Origin of the sequence: Akkermansia sp. N21116, assembly GCF_029854705.2 — a bacterium.
GTDB lineage: Bacteria > Verrucomicrobiota > Verrucomicrobiia > Verrucomicrobiales > Akkermansiaceae > Akkermansia.
In genome coordinates, this window is sequence record NZ_CP139035.1 from 1,637,067 (window position 1) to 1,653,298 (window position 16,232).

The following is a 16,232-nucleotide window of genomic DNA, read 5'->3' on the forward strand; positions in this document are numbered from 1 at the left end:
AAATGGGATGGAAAGGAGTTTTTGACGTATTATTTCGGTTCTGCATTTATTGCTGAAGGCACGGAATGGACTTGGTGGATGGAGACTGGATGTATAAGATTATTTTGATGTCTTTTGTCCGCTTGATCATGGTTATCCTCTCAGGTGTTTTGTTGACGTCTGTCCAGTTACAGGCGGCTCCTCGCGTGGAGACTTCTTCAAGAACTGCAACTGCCGCATCCAAACCGGTTCCGCGTGTGAATCTGAATGCAATGGTACTCAAGGCGGTGGCATCCATGCCCCGGGGAGGAGGCTACTCCACTTCCCGGGAAGCTCTGGAACGGATGTGTACGGAGGCGGTCTCATGGAATGCCCGTGCGGAGAATCTTCGCCTGAATCCCCGGAAGGCGACTCCGTCGTTTTGCTCGGAGGCCGCTTATTTTGTTTTTCTGCTGACTCTGCAGCATTGGGAAAAGGCGATCGGGATGCGTTTACCCGGCAATGTGTGGCAATATTTGGCCCCGAGGTTTCCCCAACCGGATGGTTGCGGCGCCTGGGGAAGGATGAATGCCAATGGTCCGGGAATGGCGAAATGGGCTAGAGATTTGGGATTCGGCGTGAATTTTACGGATGTATCCAAAGCTTCTCCGGGAGATTTCCTTAAGATTTTCTGGACAGATGAAATAGGATCCCGGGAATTTGGGCATTTTGTCGTTTTCCTCGGTTGGGAACGGGATAAGGCAGGGAAACCGACTCTCCGGTTCTGGTCTTCCAATCAGGGTATGGGATATGGAGTGAAGAGCGTTTCTTTGGATTCCTGTAAACGACTTTTGTTTACACGGTTGACGAATCCGGCAGCATTGGTGAAATACAATCGTCTTCCGGAAACGGATGAATGGCTGGCTTCTTTACTGCAGAAACGAGTGAGTGTCAAAGAAATGAATCGCATGTGCAATCTGCCTGAGAAAGGAAGCCGGTGAAAAACGTTTCCTCTGGAGGGAGCCGGAGGAAACGTTGTGATAAGATATCGGTTTATTGAGCCAATAGTTCCTTGTACGGGAATTTGAGGAAATAGATGAACCCATTATTGCCTTCATATAAAACTCCGATGTGCTGGGAGTCTACCGGGCAGAGGGCGGAGTAACCAAAGCCGGGGCGTTCGTCGTAAAGATGGCTGAATTTCTCCGGCCAAGTAGAGCCTTCGTTCATGGATGCTTTGATCGTCATATGGTTGCGCCCACTATGGCTGGCGGGGTTGGAGAAGAAAAAGGCATCTTTGGCCGGGCCGTTGTCGAAGACGCGTTCGATGCTGGCCTGGCATGCCCCCGGTTCCATGAGTCCCTTGCCGTTTTTGTTTTGCGAGGACGGGTGTTCTGTCCACGTTTTCCCGAGATCTTTCGTGACGTACACGACCCTGTACCCGCTGCGGGATTCATCGCGGGCATTGATCATGATGGAACCGTCCTTAAGTTCGACTACCTGGCATTCGGATGTGTTGGGACGAAAGCCCGTTCCGCAGTGCCAGGTCTTGCCGTGATCTTGGGAATAAACGATGGTGGAGTGTCCTCGGCGTGCCGTTTTGTTTTCGCCGACTTTGTCTACGGCCCAGTATTGGGCGGGGAAGACGAGAGTGCCGTCTTTCAGGCAAATGCCATTACCGGGACCTTGGAACAGGGCGCCCCAGTCGGAATCGGTACCGGTTTCGATGCTTTTAACTTGTTCGGTAATATTGATTGGATCAGACCATGTCTTTCCGTCGTCGTCACTGTATGCCAGGACAAATTGTCCACAATCGTCTGGGGCTGTAGATCCGGGTTTACTGTTCCAGATGGGATGGAACCCCCGGCTCCAGACTCCGGCGACCCAGATACGGCCGGTTTTGCGATCGACGAGGATGGATGGATCTCCGCATCCGTCGCTTGTTTTTTTACCCGTTAGAGTTTTGCAGGAAAGGGCGATTTGAAGGGGTGACCATGTTTGTCCCCCGTCTTCGGAACGACGGATGCCTACGTCAATATCTGCCGGAAGATCACCATGGTGGTTGTAGCGAATGTCGTAGACGGCAATGAGTGTTCCTTGATTGGTACGGACGAGGCCCGGGATACGGAATGACTTGGAGACTCTATTTCCAGGTGTGACTTTGTCTCCCGGTTGGGCGACCGTGTAGCCGATCCTTTGGTTGGCTACTGCCGGTTCTTGGATCTTAGCGGGTTTGCGGCCTACGATAGCACCTGTTGCCTTGAGTGAAATATGGTGGCCTATATTGGCTGTATCCTTGAGCAGGACATTGACCCAGAAGCTGTTGATACCCGATTCCAATGGCATTTTGCCGGTTAGACGCAGATCTTTGGATGATCCGTTGGGGGTGACGGGCGCGCCGAAAGGTTCACCGGCCTGATCGCCGGGTTTTTCATTTCCTCGGACGAGTTGGACGGATTTAATGTCCTTCATGTCGGTTGTTCCGTCGAATTTGAGATAGACATCCGTCAATTCCAAAGGCTTCAAACCGCCTTCTGTAGCAATATCGATCCGAAGTACCGGGTTAAAGTCTCTTCTGATCATGGCGGGAATAACCGGGGCATTGCTTGAGATCTCCTTGAATACCATTGGAGAGGAAGGAACAATATACAGGTCATCCATGATCATGCCTCCGTTATCAGCAGAATTCAGGCTGAATGTAAGGGACTTGGTTCCTGCGGGAATCTGGGCCTCGATTTTGGAATTGAGTCCTCCGGTTTTGATGGAGTCGCTGTTCTGGTAAATGGTTTTCTCGCCGGATGGCGTTTCTGCCGTGATAGTCAGTTGAAACGGAGGTTTGGATGTCCAGCGTTCGGCCCAGGCATTCATGGAAACATCGACTTTGGGAGAGTCCTTCAAGTCGAGTTTGATGCTTTTCCCTGTGCCTCCCAGAATGCGGAGGCCATTCTTGCCGGATTTTGCCTTGCCGATGATAGCGGCATTATCCGGAGCGCTGGTTATGGTCCCATATTGCGACTGGAAACTGGATAGCGCTCCTTGCGGAGCGGTTTCGAAGCTTTCCGAGGAACGGGCAAGCTGGGAGAATCCCAGGAAGGCCGCCATTCCGGCAAGAGGTAAAATGAGTTTTGTGAAGGGAGTCTTTTTCATGCGGAGTATTTACAATGCTCAAATATGATGATGGAGTAGATGCGGACGGTCAATCAAGAAACGCCGGTAAAGCCGTTCTTCGGTGTCAGTGGACTTGACGCAGAGTGCTTCATGATGCATGGATATGCGTATGGAAACCCGGATTTATGAGGTAGATTCCCTGGAGGACAACCGCAAGCTTTACGTTCTTGCCGCTGAAACTTTGGGGAAAGGCGAACTTGTCGCCCTTCCAACGGAAACCGTGTATGGCCTCGGAGCGGATGCCCTGAATCCTGATGCGGTGGCTAAAGTGTTCGATACGAAGGAGCGGCCGAAGTTCGATCCGTTAATTGTACATCTGGCGAGTGCCCGCGATTTGCCGCGCGTGGCAAATATTCCTGATGCTCTCAAGGAAGTTGTCGAAAAATTGTCCCGCGAGTTTTGGCCGGGACCGTTTACCATGGTTCTTCCCAAGACGGATGCAGTGCCGGATATTGTGACGGGCGGGCTGGATACGGTGGCCGTCCGCGTATCGGCCCATCCCGTGATGCGTGGTGTAGCCAAGGCATTGGGAAATCCTATTGCAGCGCCGAGCGCCAACAGATTCGGCCGTATCAGTCCGACGAGTGCTGCTGCCGTCATCAAGGAACTGGGTGGCAGGATAGAAATGGTCCTTGATGCCGGAGCTTGTTCAGAAGGGTTGGAAAGTACGATCGTTAAACCCGTTCTTGATGAAAAAGGCAAACCTGCCGTGGAACTCCTTCGTGAAGGGCCTGTAACGAGAGAACAGTTTAGGAACCTGGTTAAGGTCATTCGCAAGAAACCCTCCAAGAAGAAGGAAAATCCTGAAAATCAAGTCGTGTTGAATGCACCGGGGCAGTTGTCCAGCCATTATGCCCCGGGTAAAAAGATGATCCTTTTGCCGAAGGACGAAGCTTTTGAGCCCGAAGAAGGTGTCAGATACGGTTTATTGACTTTCGAAGGGGACTCTCCCCTGGTGGATTCCTGTTCATGGGACAAGGTTTACGTATTAAGCCCGGGCAGCGGTCGATTGTCGGAAGCTGCCGTGCGCCTGTTTGCACTGATGCGTCAGATGGATGAAGACGAATCAATAGACATTATTGTGGCGGAATCCCTGCCCGAGAACGGTCTCGGTGCGGCGATGATGGATCGCCTGAGACGTGCCTCCTTCTCCCGGAAGTAACGAGCAAAGTAAAAATTGTATATTCTGAAACAATTTATTATGAGCGAAAAAACATTATTTGAAAAAATCTACGATGGGGAGATTCCTGCTTCCATCGTATATCAGGACGACATGTGCTGTTGCTTCCGGGACATTGATCCGAAAGCGCCGACTCATCTCCTCCTCGTCCCTCGCAAACCGATTGCCCGTATCGAGAAAGCTACGGCTGACGATGCGGTGATTTTAGGGCATCTGATGCTCAAGGTAGGAGATATAGCCCGTCAGGAAGGACTTGACGAAGGTGGTTTCCGGGTTGTGATCAACAACGGTCCCGATGCCGGAGAAGCTGTTCCTCATCTTCACCTGCACATTCTGGGAGGTCGTTCTCTTCAATGGCCTCCGGGCTAGGAAGATGTTTCGGCTGGATTGTTGTCGGGCCGATTGTTTCTTTATGACCGCGGATTGCAGGCAAATCCGCGGTCATATTCGTTTACAAGGCCAGCCGGGTCAGGGCGGCGCCCGCCAGAGTAGCGAACAAGCCGATGCCGACATTGCCGAACAAATTCAACCCGGCTTTGAGAATCTGGCCGTTTTGAAACAAGTAAAGCGTCTCGTAACTGAAGGAGCCGAACGTGGTCAATCCTCCCAGGAAACCGACTCCGACAATGAGTTTGGCATACGGGCTCGCAATGAATCGTTCCGTAGAAAGAACCATGAACACCCCCATGATGAAACATCCGGCAATGTTGACAATGAATGTTCCGTACGGAAATCCCGTGCCAATTTTCGAGACGGCCCAGATGGAGATCAGATAGCGAGCCAGTACGCCAATGGCGCCGCTGATCATCACACACAGAATTTCTTGAATGGAAAGCATGGAACGGAAGGACAGGGAATTGCTGTAACCTATGCTGGTGCAGATAGACTTCGTCAAGAGCAATTTTCCCCCTCATGATTATACTCGGATTGAGTTTATGTTGACGGGATTCTTCCCATGGTAGCTCTCTGAGCCATGATCCCTTCTTGCCAAGTTCTCTATCTTGGTGTACCCAGCAGGTATGAAAAGATTTCGTATCGATTTAGAAACCCTTCCGGAAGAAGGCAAGGTATTTTCCGGTGAGCTGGATGGAGAAATCTTCGGCATTGATGACGATGAAGTCCATTCAATCGGCAATTTGAGCTTTAACCTGACAGCCCGTCGGTTTGAGGGGGAACTTTTCCTCCAAGGTAAAATTTCGGCTCCGTTTGAATTTCGTTGTGTCAGGTGTCTCGAGTATTTCCCAATGACTCTGTCCCTGAATGATTTTGCAACGAGTATAGAAATTGATAATCAAAATATTGTGGACGTTTCAGATGCCTTGAGGGAAGAGATTATACTTGAGTTCCCAGCCTACCCGCATTGTGAAGATTCCGATACATCCAAAGCCTGTGTCATGAAAAATGAGCATTTTGGAGTGGACAAACAGGGGGAAACAGGTGTAAACACTTCTGCCCCGAACGGTGAAAGAGGCGTATGGGACGCCCTTGATGCCCTCGGTGACCAGTAAATTCACCAACTAACGATTTAAAGTCATGGCAGCACCCAAACGCAGAACGTCCAAGATGAAGCAGAGATCCCGCCTTGCCGCTCAGGCTTGGCGTGCTCCCAAGCTCCGCCAGTGCCCCAAGTGTGGCAGTAGCGTCCCCGGTCACACCGCATGTCCTGTTTGCGGCACTTATACGACCCGCGGAGGCAAGGAAATCACGGTTAAGGCGGAAGCCTGATCGTACTGTCTGTTACCTATTCGGCGGGATCCGGGAGATTCCGTCGCTTCTTTTTCATCTCTCCGGCCGTTTTGCTTTGCATAGCGGCCTGTTTTTTTGCTATACGTCCGCGAACAAAGAGGATTATTGGCTGAATGAAAATAGCACTCGACGTGATGGGGGGAGACCACGCCCCCGGTATCAATATTGAAGGCGCCCAACGAGCTTTGGACGCATTCCCCAAGATCGATAAAATCTACATGGTTGGTCGGGAGGAGGTTGTTCGTGCAGCTTGCGATGCGGCAGGCTTGTCCGGTCCTCGCATCGAAATCGTGCCAGCCATGGAAGTGGTGGAGATGAACGAATCCGGTCTCCTAGCCGTCCGGCAGAAGAAAAATTCATCTATGTCGGTAGCTGTGGACCTGGTGAAGTCGGGTGAGGCGGAAGCCGTTGTCAGCGCTGGTAATACAGGGGCTGCCGTTGCTGCCTCAACTATTAAACTGCGTTTGCTTAAAGGTGTCGAACGCGCCGGCATCGTCTCCCAGTTGCCGAATGACTACGGAGTCTGCAATGTAACGGACACGGGGGCAAATCCCGACGCCAAGCCGCGCCATGTGGTCGGCTATGCCGTGATGGCCAGCGTTCTTGCCAACAAGATTTACAAAAAGCCTCGTCCCAAGGTAGGTCTGATGAGCAACGGTTCGGAAGACGAGAAGGGTAATGAATTTGCCAAGGCGACATTCCATCTTCTCAAGCATATGGAAGAACAGGGACGCCTGCCTTTCGACTTCCTCGGCAATGTGGAAGGCCATGATTTGTTTGAACACGAAGTGGATGTCGTTCTGACGGACGGTTTCACAGGAAACGTTCTTCTCAAAACCTGCGAAGCAACTGCCAAAGCTTTCTCTAACTGGCTGAAGAGGGAAATCAAGAAATCTCCTATCCGTATGGCCGGCGCTGCCATATGCTCCGGTGCCTTCCGGGCCATGAAGGATCGTCTTTCCTACGAAAGTGTGGGAGGAAGCCCTCTTTTGGGTGTCAACGGTGTGTCTATCATCGCCCATGGTGGATCGTCCGGCCTGGCTGTCAGCAATGCCTTGCGGGTTGCCAAAGAAATGCTGGAGTGCGGTGTCAATCCCATGATCGAAGAGGAAATGGATCGACTGGGGAAGATACCCGATCTTAACGAGGATTCTCATTGAGCGTCCCGTTGAACGGAATGCGAATGGAGCGTCTCTCTCTGCAATGGAGTATTGACCTTCCTTTTGCCGAACTTATAAAACCATGTTTCACCAAAGTCCAATGATCAAAGGAGGAAATGACCCCGTGGAAACAAGATCCGTTTCCTCTCCCCATACTGCCACTGCGTATGGGGACAGCTGGGCTGAGCGCATGAACCAGAATAAAATTCTGCTTTTTGCCCAGATTTTCTTCATGATGGCTTTTCTGCTCATCATTTTTACAGGAAGTCCCATTAACAAGGACTTGACGACCTGGGGGGTGATTCGTTCCGATTTGTGGCTGCTCGGCATGTCTGTAGCATTGCTGCCCGTGTACTGGATTGCGTCCGGTTCCCGTTTTTGGAGTAACAAGGTCTTTACTGTTACATGGGGAAGTATTCTTATTCATTTGGGCTTGATCGTTCTCATACGGAGTTTGATGGACAATGACGAAAGTTCTCTGGCTATCTCCCGGATGATCTTGCCGTATATCCTGGCTCCTATGGTAGCCACTGTCCTGGTTGGGCCGGCCATGGGATCATTTGCCACCTTTGCCGTCTCACTCCTCGGTTTTGCCTTTGTCTCCGACGAATACCGGATGAACTATATGGCTGTGAGTATGCTCAGCGGAATGCTTACCGTGCTCCTTTCCCGTAATCTACGCAGCCGGGCTCAGTTGTTAAGGGCCGGGTTGTTGTCGGGAGTCGTCGTCTTTCTGATGGGCTCCATGTTGAATACAATCAACTTCAATGTCGCAAGGTCTGAGATAGATATTCTGGCATATGAAATTTTTGCTTCCTTCGGGGTCAGCATTATTCTGGCCATTTTGATTAGTGGTGTTCTGCCCGTCATGGAAGCTCTTTTCAAGATTGTTACACCTATTTCATGGCTGGAACTTTCCGACATGAATCACAAACTGCTCAAGGAAATGCAATTAACGGCTCCTGGGACTTTCCACCACTGCCTCATGGTGGCCCAGCTGGCCGAAGCGGCTGCGGAAGCGATTGGAGCCAATGCCAACTACTGCCGTGTTGCATCCTATTACCATGATATCGGGAAACTAAAATATCCTCAGTATTTCATCGAAAATATTTCCGATGGGGAACCCAATCCACACGATGAACTGACACCGAACATGAGTGCCAGAATTATTATGGGACATGTCTCCGAAGGGGTTGCCTTAGCCCAGGAAAACAAACTCAATCGCCAGATTATCGATGTCATCCAGCAGCACCATGGTACCACTCTTGCCTATTTCTTCTATAGGAAGGCTATGGAATACCGAAAGGAAATGCTCGAAAAAGTAGAGAAAGGCCAAGCCAATGCCGATGATGTCCCCGAAGTGCTGGAAGAAAACTTCCGCTATTCCGGTCCCAGTCCCCAGACGCGTGAAATTGGTATCGTCAGCCTTGCTGATGTCGTGGAAAGTGCGACTCGTTCCTTGCATGAGCCGACGATGGAAGCCCTTCGCGAGATGATTGACAAGGTCATCAAGGCGCGGATTGTGGATGGTCATCTGGATGCCAGCGGACTGACCTTCGGCGATTTGAAAACCGTGCGAGATGTTTTCCTCTCCACAATCAAAAACATGCGCCACAGCCGCATTGCCTATCCTCAGGAAGAAAAGAAAGGCAGCCAGAAGCAAGAATCCCAGACATTATCTGTGGAAGATTCTCCCGACAAAGAGGATGATGCATCGGAAAAAGCAGAAGAACAATCCGATTCTCCCTCCAATGCTTCTCCCTCGACAGAAAAATCCGTTGATCCTGATATCGCGCTGGAGGAAAAACGGCAGGACGAGGTTCCTCCTGACTCAGACAAGACTCTGGACCGTCTCGAAAAATTGAATGCAGAAGATGGGAAGGGAAATACCTCGGAACCGTCGGAAGATGAGGGGAAAGAGTCTCTTGCTATCCCTGCTGCGGAGTCTAAGTCGGAGACCGTAGAATCCTCCGTACCTCCGGGAAAGAGCGATCCTTCCATTTTGGCCAACTACCCGATACCGGGAGGTAAATCCGAATGATGAAACCAGCTCTGGAACTTTATTCCCACGTTGAAAATTCTTGCTTGTCCGGTGACTTGCTGCGGGATTTGGCGCGAGCTTTAGAGTATTGCCTGGATGATATTCTCAAAACGCCCCGTGGACCGGATCATGTTCTGGGCGAATTGGAAACAGTGGAAATATCCATCGTTGACGATCAGACCATTGCCGATATTCATGCCAGATTCCTGAACGATCCTTCCGCAACCGACGTTATTACTTTCCCCCATGGGGATGGAATGGGAGAGCTCATCATCAGTCTCGATACTGCCTTTCGTCAGGCCGCAACTTTCGGAGAACCCTGGGAGCGGGAATTGTTCCGTTACATGGTCCACGGCCTTCTTCATCTCCAAGGATATCTGGATGCCACCCCCGAAGAGCGTTCCCTCATGTTCTCCTATCAAGAACCCCTGGTTCTTCTCTATTCGCCTTGGACGACTGCATAAAATACGAAACTTCATGCCCCTGGCTTCAGACTTGCCATCCGACTTTCTCTTCTGTATATTATCTCCCGTTCAACGTCTCCTTAGCTCAGTTGGATAGAGCAACTGCCTTCTAAGCAGTGGGTCGCTGGTTCGAATCCAGCAGGAGATGCCATCATAAAGCCCGTAAGTTCAACAGCTTATGGGCTTTTCCTTTTCGGGGAATGTGGCTAGGTGGTTCGGTTTGGTGGTTCGATTTGTGACATTGAATGATATAAAAATTGTTGGGTGGTTTACAAAAACAGAAAGAGCTGCCTCTCCGAGGATGGGAGGGGCAGCTCTTGTGGATGAGAGTGGAAGTGTGAGACTGTGAAGTCGTTACTTCTTGATGTTCGATTCTTCGGGTGTGACTGTTTTAGTTTCGCCGTTGACGGTGAGCTTGACAGGACGGCGAAGAGGGGACGTGAGTTTGTAGGTGGTCACTTTTCCATCCTTCCACTCGAAGTCGACGGTGATGTTTCCGCGGGCTTTGAGGCCTTTGACTGAACCACTTGGCCATGATTTGGCTGGGGAGGGCAAGAGGGATATTTCAGGCATTTTAGTGAAATCTCCCGTGTGGGACTGGACGAGCATTTCGCACATGGCTCCGGTGATACCATAGGTACCGTCCATTTGCATGGGGGCGTGGTTAGCCAGCATGTTGGGAAGAATATTGTGATGGAGGAGGCCTGCGACCATATCGTGGGCGCGGTCGCCTTCTTTGAAACGAGCCCAGAGGGCTGTTCTCCATGGCCAGGTCCAGGAACGGCGGGAGTCGCCGGTCGTACCGCGCCATTCGAGGGAATTGCGGGCTGCTTTGGCGAGTTCGGGCGTTTTTTCCATACTGATTTCGTTGCCGGGATAAACAGCGTACAGATGGGATGTGTGGCGGTGGTCGGTTCTGGCGATGCGGTCGATCATCCATTCCTGAAGATTGCCTTCCTTGCCGATTTTTGGCTTGGCAAGGCGGTCGCGTTTTTCAGCGAGTTCTTTGGAGAAAGCCTGGTTTCCTCCGAGGACATTGCCGGCGGTGATAGTATTGGTGAAGACATCCCAAATGAGTTGCTGGTCGTGGGAGACTCCATCTTCACGCGGCCCGTGTTCCGGAGACCATGCCTTCGGAGCGACGAGAGTGCCTTTTTTGATGTCGGCAAGTTCTTCTCGATTGATATTTTTTTCGGCACTGAAGAAACCTTCACCCTTGTCTCCGAGTTCTTTGAGATTGTCTTCCCAGAATTCGGAAACTTCCTTCATGATAGGATAGGCGACATTTTTAAGGTAATTTTTGTCGCAGGTGAAGGCGAAATGATCCCAGAGGTGGCGAGCGTACCATGCGTTACTGGGAATATTCCATTGCCAGGCGTGTCCTCCGAAGATGTTTTGGGAGGTACGGACGGTCCATCCGCGCGTTTCTTTGCCGTTTTCAGGCTTGAATTGCTTTTTGGTGAAGTTGCGGAGCGGATCCTGCATCGCGTTGATGTAGTTGACAAGCGGGATATGGCATTCGGAGAGGTTTGCCGGTTCTGCTCCCCAATAGCACATTTGGACGTTGATGTTATTGTGATAGTCACTGGCCCATGGAGGCGAGACCATATCGTTCCAAAGACCTTGCAGGTTGACGGGGAGGTTTCCGGGACGAGAACCGGAGATGAGCATGTAGCGTCCGTACTGGAAGAGAGTTTCCTCTAGTTCCGGATCGTTGGTTTCCACCGTATAGAGGCGTTCTTGACCAGCTCCCTTCGTGGTGTTGTTATCCAGGCGGGTTTTGTAAGCTTTCAGGCGCTTGTCGGTGGGAAGAGAGGCAAGTTCGGCGTCGGTTTTGCCGAGGTTAAGTTTGACGCGGTCGAAGAGAGCTTTGTAGTTGTCGATGTGGGCTTTCTTTAGCTCGGCAATAGGGGTTCGCAGAGCTTTTGCCATATAAAAGTTATTTTTCTTCTGGGGCGATTCGCCTTTCCAGTTTTTGGAATGGTCCATGACGTAGTCGGTTGCCATGGAAAGAATAACGATGCATTCGCTGCCGTTTTTGACGACAAGTTTGGGGATGGTATCCAGATTGCATTCGGCGTAACGTTTTTCGTATGTGACGGAAACGTTTTTGGATCCGCCGGTAGCAGTAACGGTACCTCCTTTGGGGATAATGCTGACGACTCCTTCAAATTCTTCTCCGTTTGCCAGGGTTCCGGAGATGGTGAGCTTGTTGTTTTGCCCGGAGCTGACGGCTGTGACTTTGGCGTCGTGAGCGGGTTTGAGGATGAAGTCGGCGTTGAGCTGACCGGGTTTATCGGCTTTACAGGTCATGACGATGACCTGGTGGGGATAGCTGGCGAAGACTTCGCGGGTGTAATTGACTCCGTTGCTGGTGTAACTTGTTTTTGCGATGCCGGTGGTAAGGTCGAGGCTGCGTTCGTAGTTTTCGGTGGGCTGGTCGTTATGGAAAGTGATGAGCAGGTCTCCGAAGGGTTGGTAAGCACCAAAATCTTCCTTTCCGGACTTGGGACCATAGTTGTAAGCATCCGTGGATACGCTTCCGCCGGTCCATAGACTGATTTCGTTGAGGGCGAGCCGTTCGATTTTATCGCCTCCAAAGACCATGGCTCCGATGCGCCCGTTTCCAATAGGCAGGGCTTCGGATTCCCATGGATTCCCGTTGTTGTTACCGGCAGTCTTTAAATTTTCCCGTCCCATGGGAGAATGTCCGTAAAGCTTGGCGGGTTGCTCGTACCAAAGGTAGTTGGAAGTGGGATGGTCGGATGAGGCGGTTGCCTGCGATGCGATGGAGCACGAGGCAAGCAGTGTGAGTGTAAATAGGGAGTTTTTCATTGTAAGGGGCAAGATACGGATGTCTCTTCTTGTTATTAGCACATGAACTGGGCTCGGGCCAAACAAATCTTGCATGGATACCTCGAAACTGCGTCATGGGTATGTCCCCATGTTTTAAAACTTCCTGAGTTTCGGCGCGATGAGCGTGGTCATGAAGCCGATGACAGCAATCAGGACAAAGGACCAGCGGAGGCTGGAGGCATGGGCGATGAAGCCAATGATGGGGGGGCCGATCAGGAATCCCAGGAAACCGATGCTGGATACGGTTGCGATGGCGACGCTGGGGATCATGGCTTTGGAACGTCCGGCCAGACTGTAACACATGGGAATAATGGATGACGTGCCGAAGCCGACGAGGGCAAATCCGAGCGACGAGACAATGATGTGAGGATAAAGGACGGAAAGAATGAGACCGGCGGCTATGGTGACGCCGCTGATCTGGAGGATGGGGATGACGCCGAAACGGATGATCAGGCGGTCGGCTGTAAAGCGCCCTATAGCCATGGTACACATGAAGGCAATGTAACCGAGGCGGACAAGGTCGGGGCCGGGATTGATGACGCTTTCGAAGTAAACGCCGCTCCAGTCGAACATGGTTCCTTCGGAGACCATGCTGCCGAAAGCAATGACTCCCAGAAGGAAGACGTATTTGTCCGGTTTGGTGAAGATTTTCTTTTTGCCGTTTGGTGTTGTTGCTCCGTTTGTTTTAGGGTCCCGGGGGAGCATGAAGGGATGCATGGCGAGAAGGAGGACGATACAGAAGGCAAAGATGAAACAGAAGTGTTCCAGAGGCTTAAGATGACAACTGACCATCCAGGTACTGATGAGACCGCCTATAAATCCGGCCAGACTCCACAATCCGTGAAATCTTGCCATGATGCTGCGTTTGTAGAGACGTTCGACGCCGACGCCCTGTGTATTGATGGAAATGTTGCTAAGGTTGGCCGCCATCCCGAAGAGGAAGAGGGCTGCCGTCAATTCAGTGACATTTCGTGCCAGCCCCAGTAGAACGAGGGTACCCGGGTAAAGGATCGCGGCGAGGGTGACCATTTTCCGGCTGCCGTATTTACCGACGGCATAACCTGAAAAGGCCATGGCTGTCATTTGTCCTAAAGGGATAATGAAGAGGAGGCTGCCCAGTGCGGCATCGTTGAGATGAAGGGCTTGTTTGATGTCGGGAATGCGGCTTGCCCAGCTGGCGAAGACGAGACCCTGAATAAAGTAGAAGGCGCAGGCAGAAAGACGATAGTACCCGGGAACGGTGTGTGGAAGGGGAGTATTCATGTCCTCGACCAGGGAAAGCTACGGTTCCCGGATGGTTGGAACAAGTCCAAAATGAGGCCTTATGTCATGCGATGGGACGGAGTGTTTTCCGGCATGTCGGAAGGCGGTTGGGCTCCCTGGCTGACAGGAATGAGTTCGGCAATGTTGTATCCGGAGTTTCTGGCGATTTCCACCATGGTGTCCCAGGTTTCGGAGGAAACAGATGGCATTCTGGAGAGAAACCACAGATAATCGGACCTCCCCCCCGAGATGACGGCCCATTTGTAGTCCTTGTCGAGTCCGAGGATGCGATATGCCCCTCCGATGAGGGGGACGAAATATACGCGGAAGTAGTTCGACGGTTTTTGTTGGATGGCGGTAGCCTGGTTTTCCTTCCAGCATTTTTGAACAGGGTCGTATCCTCGGTTGATGACGAGTATTTTGCCGTCTTCCCTCCGGGTGTAATTGGCAGTGACTCGTGCCAGTCCGCGTTCGAAGAAATGATCCAGGCGGGCGATTTCGTACCAATGCCCTGTATAACGGTTCAGGTCGAAGTCCGGCATGGGCGGGACATGAATGTCGATGACGCCTGCCCGGCGGATGGAAGAACGGATGGTGGAGAACAGTTTCATGACGATCGGCTTCTATCGATAATTTCCCAGTCGCAGACGGAACCCTCTATAATGTAGAACAAAGGATGCGGTTGTACAACGGATATTTCCCTGAGTTTAAACCATTGGTGCGGGGTGCGAAATTTCAGTTTGCCCATGAGATGCCGGAATTCGTAGTCCAACTGCCCGCCGGGTAGCGGGATGTGCCGGGTGAGGTCATGGCAGTGGATTTTATCCTTGTTGAAACGGAATCCTCGGCGGATGGCTTCTTCGTAAACGCAGGTGAGGTACCCGTCGAGGAGATCGACGGGATCGGGGTGGTGTTTGAACCGTTCCAATTGAGGATGGTTGCGGTAGCCTCGTGTATTTCCGGAGAGGACTTTCCTGGCGAGAAGCCCCTCCCTCCATAGGGCGACAAGTCCTGCGGAATCAAGGTATGATGGATGGAGGGACCAGAGTCTCATGGAAATGAGACAATGGTAGACGACTTTCTGTTAGGCTGTATGAAATACTTTTGCTTCTCGGAAGATGCTGTGGGATAGTCGCTCCGCAATGACCGGCAGTCCAGTAATTCGCAAAACGATGGTTTTTGTCCTGATCGCTTTATTTTTGGGTCAGTACGGAGCGGGAATGTACGATTTGGTGTTTAGTAATTTCTTGCGTGACGCTCATCATTTGAATGCCGAGGAACGTGGTTTTCTGGAGTTGCCCCGTGAGTTGCCGGGCATTTTGACTCTATTTGTGACAAGTGCCCTGTTTTTTATGAATGAGGTACGCATAGCTTCCGTGGCGTGTCTGTTGATGACGGCGGGTATGCTGGTACTTTCCCGGCTGGATGATGCGTGCAGCATGTGGACGTTGTCGGCATGGATCATGCTGGTGAGTCTTGGTCAGCATATTCTGATGGGGACGATTGATTCCATCGTCATGCACACGGCACGTCCGGAAAACAGGAGCCTCAGACTGGGGCAGATGAAGGCGCTGGGAACGGCTGCCTCATTGCTGGGGGCTCTGGTGGTGTGGATTAAATGGAAATTCAACACTTCGTTCGGGGTTGATTTTACGGTGACGGCTTTGGTGTGCCTGGTTGCCGCATTGTTTCTTTCCCGCGTGAAAACTCCTGTGTTTCCGAAGCGCAGGGGATGGCGGGAGTGTTTTATGTTCCGCAAGCGCTACAAGGTGTATTATTCACTGGAAATTCTGCACGGTATCCGCAAACAATTGTATCTGACATTCGGATTCTGGCTGATGGTCAGTACTCTGCAACAGAGCCCAACTCAGATGGGACGTACGCTTTTGCTGGCCGGGGTCATCGGGTTGGTGACTCAACCGTTGATTGGTTGGAGTATCAAGAAGTATGGTGAGCGCAATGTGACGATTTTCGATAGCATTGCTCTTTCCCTTCTTTGCCTGGCATATGCTTTTGCCCCGTCTGTTCTTTCCCATCAGTGGGCAGTTGGGGTGGTGACTGCTTGTTTCGTTCTGGACAACCTCTTGTTTGCCATGGGGATGGCCCGCAGTACCTATGTGGCCCGCATCAGTGAAAAACCAGAGGATATCAGCTCTTGCATTTACACGGGAATCGCCGTGAACCATGTGGCATCTATTGCCTACGGCATTATCGGCGGGCTGATTTGGACGTATACGGGTGGCCCCCAGGCCGTGTTCCTGATCGGTGGACTGGCAACGGTTGGAGCCGGTTTGGTGGCTCGGAAGATGGAAAAAGGGACGATTCTGCCGACTCCGGCTGCTTAAAAACATCCCCGGATCCTTGCCGGACTCCGGGGATGATTGGAAGCGGTTCTG

At 51.6% G+C, this 16,232-nt stretch carries 15 protein-coding genes and 1 tRNA gene; 10 read left to right on the forward strand and 6 right to left on the reverse strand.

Annotation, left to right across the window (positions count from 1 at the left end; all coding sequences use genetic code 11):
* The first annotated feature begins 89 nt into the window (after positions 1-89).
* Positions 90-959 (forward strand): hypothetical protein, encoded by an 870-nt coding sequence (locus QET93_RS06295; protein ID WP_322190147.1) that lies wholly within the window; start codon positions 90-92, stop codon positions 957-959.
* A 52-nt stretch (positions 960-1,011) separates the two neighbouring features.
* Here QET93_RS06295 and QET93_RS06300 read toward each other — a convergent pair whose 3' ends face one another.
* Positions 1,012-3,105: an exo-alpha-sialidase gene (locus QET93_RS06300; RefSeq protein ID WP_280131788.1), complete on the reverse strand. Its 2,094-nt coding sequence runs from the start codon at positions 3,103-3,105 to the stop codon at positions 1,012-1,014.
* 130 nt (positions 3,106-3,235) lie between these two features.
* Here QET93_RS06300 and QET93_RS06305 point away from each other — a divergent pair, with 130 nt between their 5' ends.
* Positions 3,236-4,288, forward strand: coding sequence for an L-threonylcarbamoyladenylate synthase (locus QET93_RS06305; RefSeq protein WP_322190148.1), 1,053 nt, complete (start codon positions 3,236-3,238; stop codon positions 4,286-4,288).
* Positions 4,289-4,327: 39 nt separating this feature from the next.
* Positions 4,328-4,675, forward strand: a complete 348-nt coding sequence (locus QET93_RS06310) for a histidine triad nucleotide-binding protein (protein WP_280125471.1) — start codon at positions 4,328-4,330, stop codon at positions 4,673-4,675.
* Between the two features lie 82 nt (positions 4,676-4,757).
* Here QET93_RS06310 and crcB read toward each other — a convergent pair whose 3' ends face one another.
* Entirely contained in the window at positions 4,758-5,201 is a 444-nt protein-coding gene (gene crcB, locus QET93_RS06315; protein WP_280131790.1) for a fluoride efflux transporter CrcB, read from the reverse strand.
* 124 nt (positions 5,202-5,325) lie between these two features.
* On the opposite strand from crcB, the gene QET93_RS06320 reads away from it, so the two are divergent.
* The 6 genes from QET93_RS06320 (at position 5,326) to QET93_RS06345 (ending at position 9,868) form a co-directional block, all read left to right on the forward strand.
* Complete coding sequence (locus QET93_RS06320; protein ID WP_280131791.1) at positions 5,326-5,814, forward strand: hypothetical protein; 489 nt, start codon at positions 5,326-5,328, stop codon at positions 5,812-5,814.
* 25 nt (positions 5,815-5,839) lie between these two features.
* Positions 5,840-6,031 carry a 50S ribosomal protein L32 gene (rpmF, locus tag QET93_RS06325; RefSeq protein WP_280125468.1) on the forward strand — a complete coding sequence of 64 codons (192 nt, stop codon included), beginning with the start codon at positions 5,840-5,842 and terminating at the stop codon, positions 6,029-6,031.
* Between the two features lie 134 nt (positions 6,032-6,165).
* Positions 6,166-7,212, forward strand: coding sequence for a phosphate acyltransferase PlsX (gene plsX, locus QET93_RS06330; protein WP_280125467.1), 1,047 nt, complete (start codon positions 6,166-6,168; stop codon positions 7,210-7,212).
* A gap of 124 nt (positions 7,213-7,336) precedes the next feature.
* On the forward strand, positions 7,337-9,253 hold the full coding sequence (locus QET93_RS06335; RefSeq protein ID WP_322190149.1) for an HDIG domain-containing metalloprotein: 1,917 nt from the start codon (positions 7,337-7,339) through the stop codon (positions 9,251-9,253).
* Positions 9,250-9,717: an rRNA maturation RNase YbeY gene (ybeY, locus tag QET93_RS06340; RefSeq protein WP_280131793.1), complete on the forward strand. Its 468-nt coding sequence runs from the start codon at positions 9,250-9,252 to the stop codon at positions 9,715-9,717. Before QET93_RS06335 ends, ybeY begins: the two co-directional genes overlap by 4 nt.
* 74 nt (positions 9,718-9,791) lie before the next feature.
* A tRNA-Arg gene (locus tag QET93_RS06345) sits at positions 9,792-9,868 on the forward strand.
* A gap of 203 nt (positions 9,869-10,071) precedes the next feature.
* On the opposite strand, the gene QET93_RS06350 is transcribed toward QET93_RS06345, so the two are convergent.
* The 4 genes from QET93_RS06350 to QET93_RS06365 all read right to left on the reverse strand — a co-directional run bounded on the left by QET93_RS06350 (position 10,072) and on the right by QET93_RS06365 (position 14,890).
* Positions 10,072-12,552, reverse strand: a complete 2,481-nt coding sequence (locus tag QET93_RS06350; protein WP_280131794.1) for a glycoside hydrolase family 95 protein — start codon at positions 12,550-12,552, stop codon at positions 10,072-10,074.
* Between the two features lie 114 nt (positions 12,553-12,666).
* Entirely contained in the window at positions 12,667-13,836 is a 1,170-nt protein-coding gene (locus tag QET93_RS06355) for an MFS transporter (protein ID WP_280131795.1), read from the reverse strand.
* A 59-nt stretch (positions 13,837-13,895) separates the two neighbouring features.
* Positions 13,896-14,447 (reverse strand): lipocalin family protein, encoded by a 552-nt coding sequence (locus QET93_RS06360; protein WP_280125462.1) that lies wholly within the window; start codon positions 14,445-14,447, stop codon positions 13,896-13,898.
* A complete protein-coding gene (locus QET93_RS06365) occupies positions 14,444-14,890 on the reverse strand; it encodes a pyrimidine dimer DNA glycosylase/endonuclease V (RefSeq protein WP_280131796.1) in 447 nt (148 codons plus the stop codon). Before QET93_RS06365 ends, QET93_RS06360 begins: the two co-directional genes overlap by 4 nt.
* Positions 14,891-15,008: 118 nt before the next feature.
* On the opposite strand from QET93_RS06365, the gene QET93_RS06370 reads away from it, so the two are divergent.
* Positions 15,009-16,181: an MFS transporter gene (locus tag QET93_RS06370; protein WP_322190165.1), complete on the forward strand. Its 1,173-nt coding sequence runs from the start codon at positions 15,009-15,011 to the stop codon at positions 16,179-16,181.
* The last annotated feature ends 51 nt before the right edge of the window (positions 16,182-16,232 follow it).

What these genes read in the sequence shown, in the direction of transcription:
- QET93_RS06295 (WP_322190147.1), top strand. Translation starts at nt 90, where the DNA reads ATGTATAAGATTATTTTGATGTCTTTTGTCCGCTTGATCATGGTTATC.
- QET93_RS06300 (WP_280131788.1), bottom strand. Translation starts at nt 3,105, where the DNA reads ATGAAAAAGACTCCCTTCACAAAACTCATTTTACCTCTTGCCGGAATG.
- QET93_RS06305 (WP_322190148.1), top strand. Translation starts at nt 3,236, where the DNA reads ATGGAAACCCGGATTTATGAGGTAGATTCCCTGGAGGACAACCGCAAG.
- QET93_RS06310 (WP_280125471.1), top strand. Translation starts at nt 4,328, where the DNA reads ATGAGCGAAAAAACATTATTTGAAAAAATCTACGATGGGGAGATTCCT.
- QET93_RS06320 (WP_280131791.1), top strand. Translation starts at nt 5,326, where the DNA reads ATGAAAAGATTTCGTATCGATTTAGAAACCCTTCCGGAAGAAGGCAAG.
- rpmF (WP_280125468.1), top strand. Translation starts at nt 5,840, where the DNA reads ATGGCAGCACCCAAACGCAGAACGTCCAAGATGAAGCAGAGATCCCGC.
- plsX (WP_280125467.1), top strand. Translation starts at nt 6,166, where the DNA reads ATGAAAATAGCACTCGACGTGATGGGGGGAGACCACGCCCCCGGTATC.
- ybeY (WP_280131793.1), top strand. Translation starts at nt 9,250, where the DNA reads ATGATGAAACCAGCTCTGGAACTTTATTCCCACGTTGAAAATTCTTGC.
- QET93_RS06350 (WP_280131794.1), bottom strand. Translation starts at nt 12,552, where the DNA reads ATGAAAAACTCCCTATTTACACTCACACTGCTTGCCTCGTGCTCCATC.
- QET93_RS06355 (WP_280131795.1), bottom strand. Translation starts at nt 13,836, where the DNA reads ATGAATACTCCCCTTCCACACACCGTTCCCGGGTACTATCGTCTTTCT.
- QET93_RS06360 (WP_280125462.1), bottom strand. Translation starts at nt 14,447, where the DNA reads ATGAAACTGTTCTCCACCATCCGTTCTTCCATCCGCCGGGCAGGCGTC.
- QET93_RS06365 (WP_280131796.1), bottom strand. Translation starts at nt 14,890, where the DNA reads ATGAGACTCTGGTCCCTCCATCCATCATACCTTGATTCCGCAGGACTT.
- QET93_RS06370 (WP_322190165.1), top strand. Translation starts at nt 15,009, where the DNA reads ATGGTTTTTGTCCTGATCGCTTTATTTTTGGGTCAGTACGGAGCGGGA.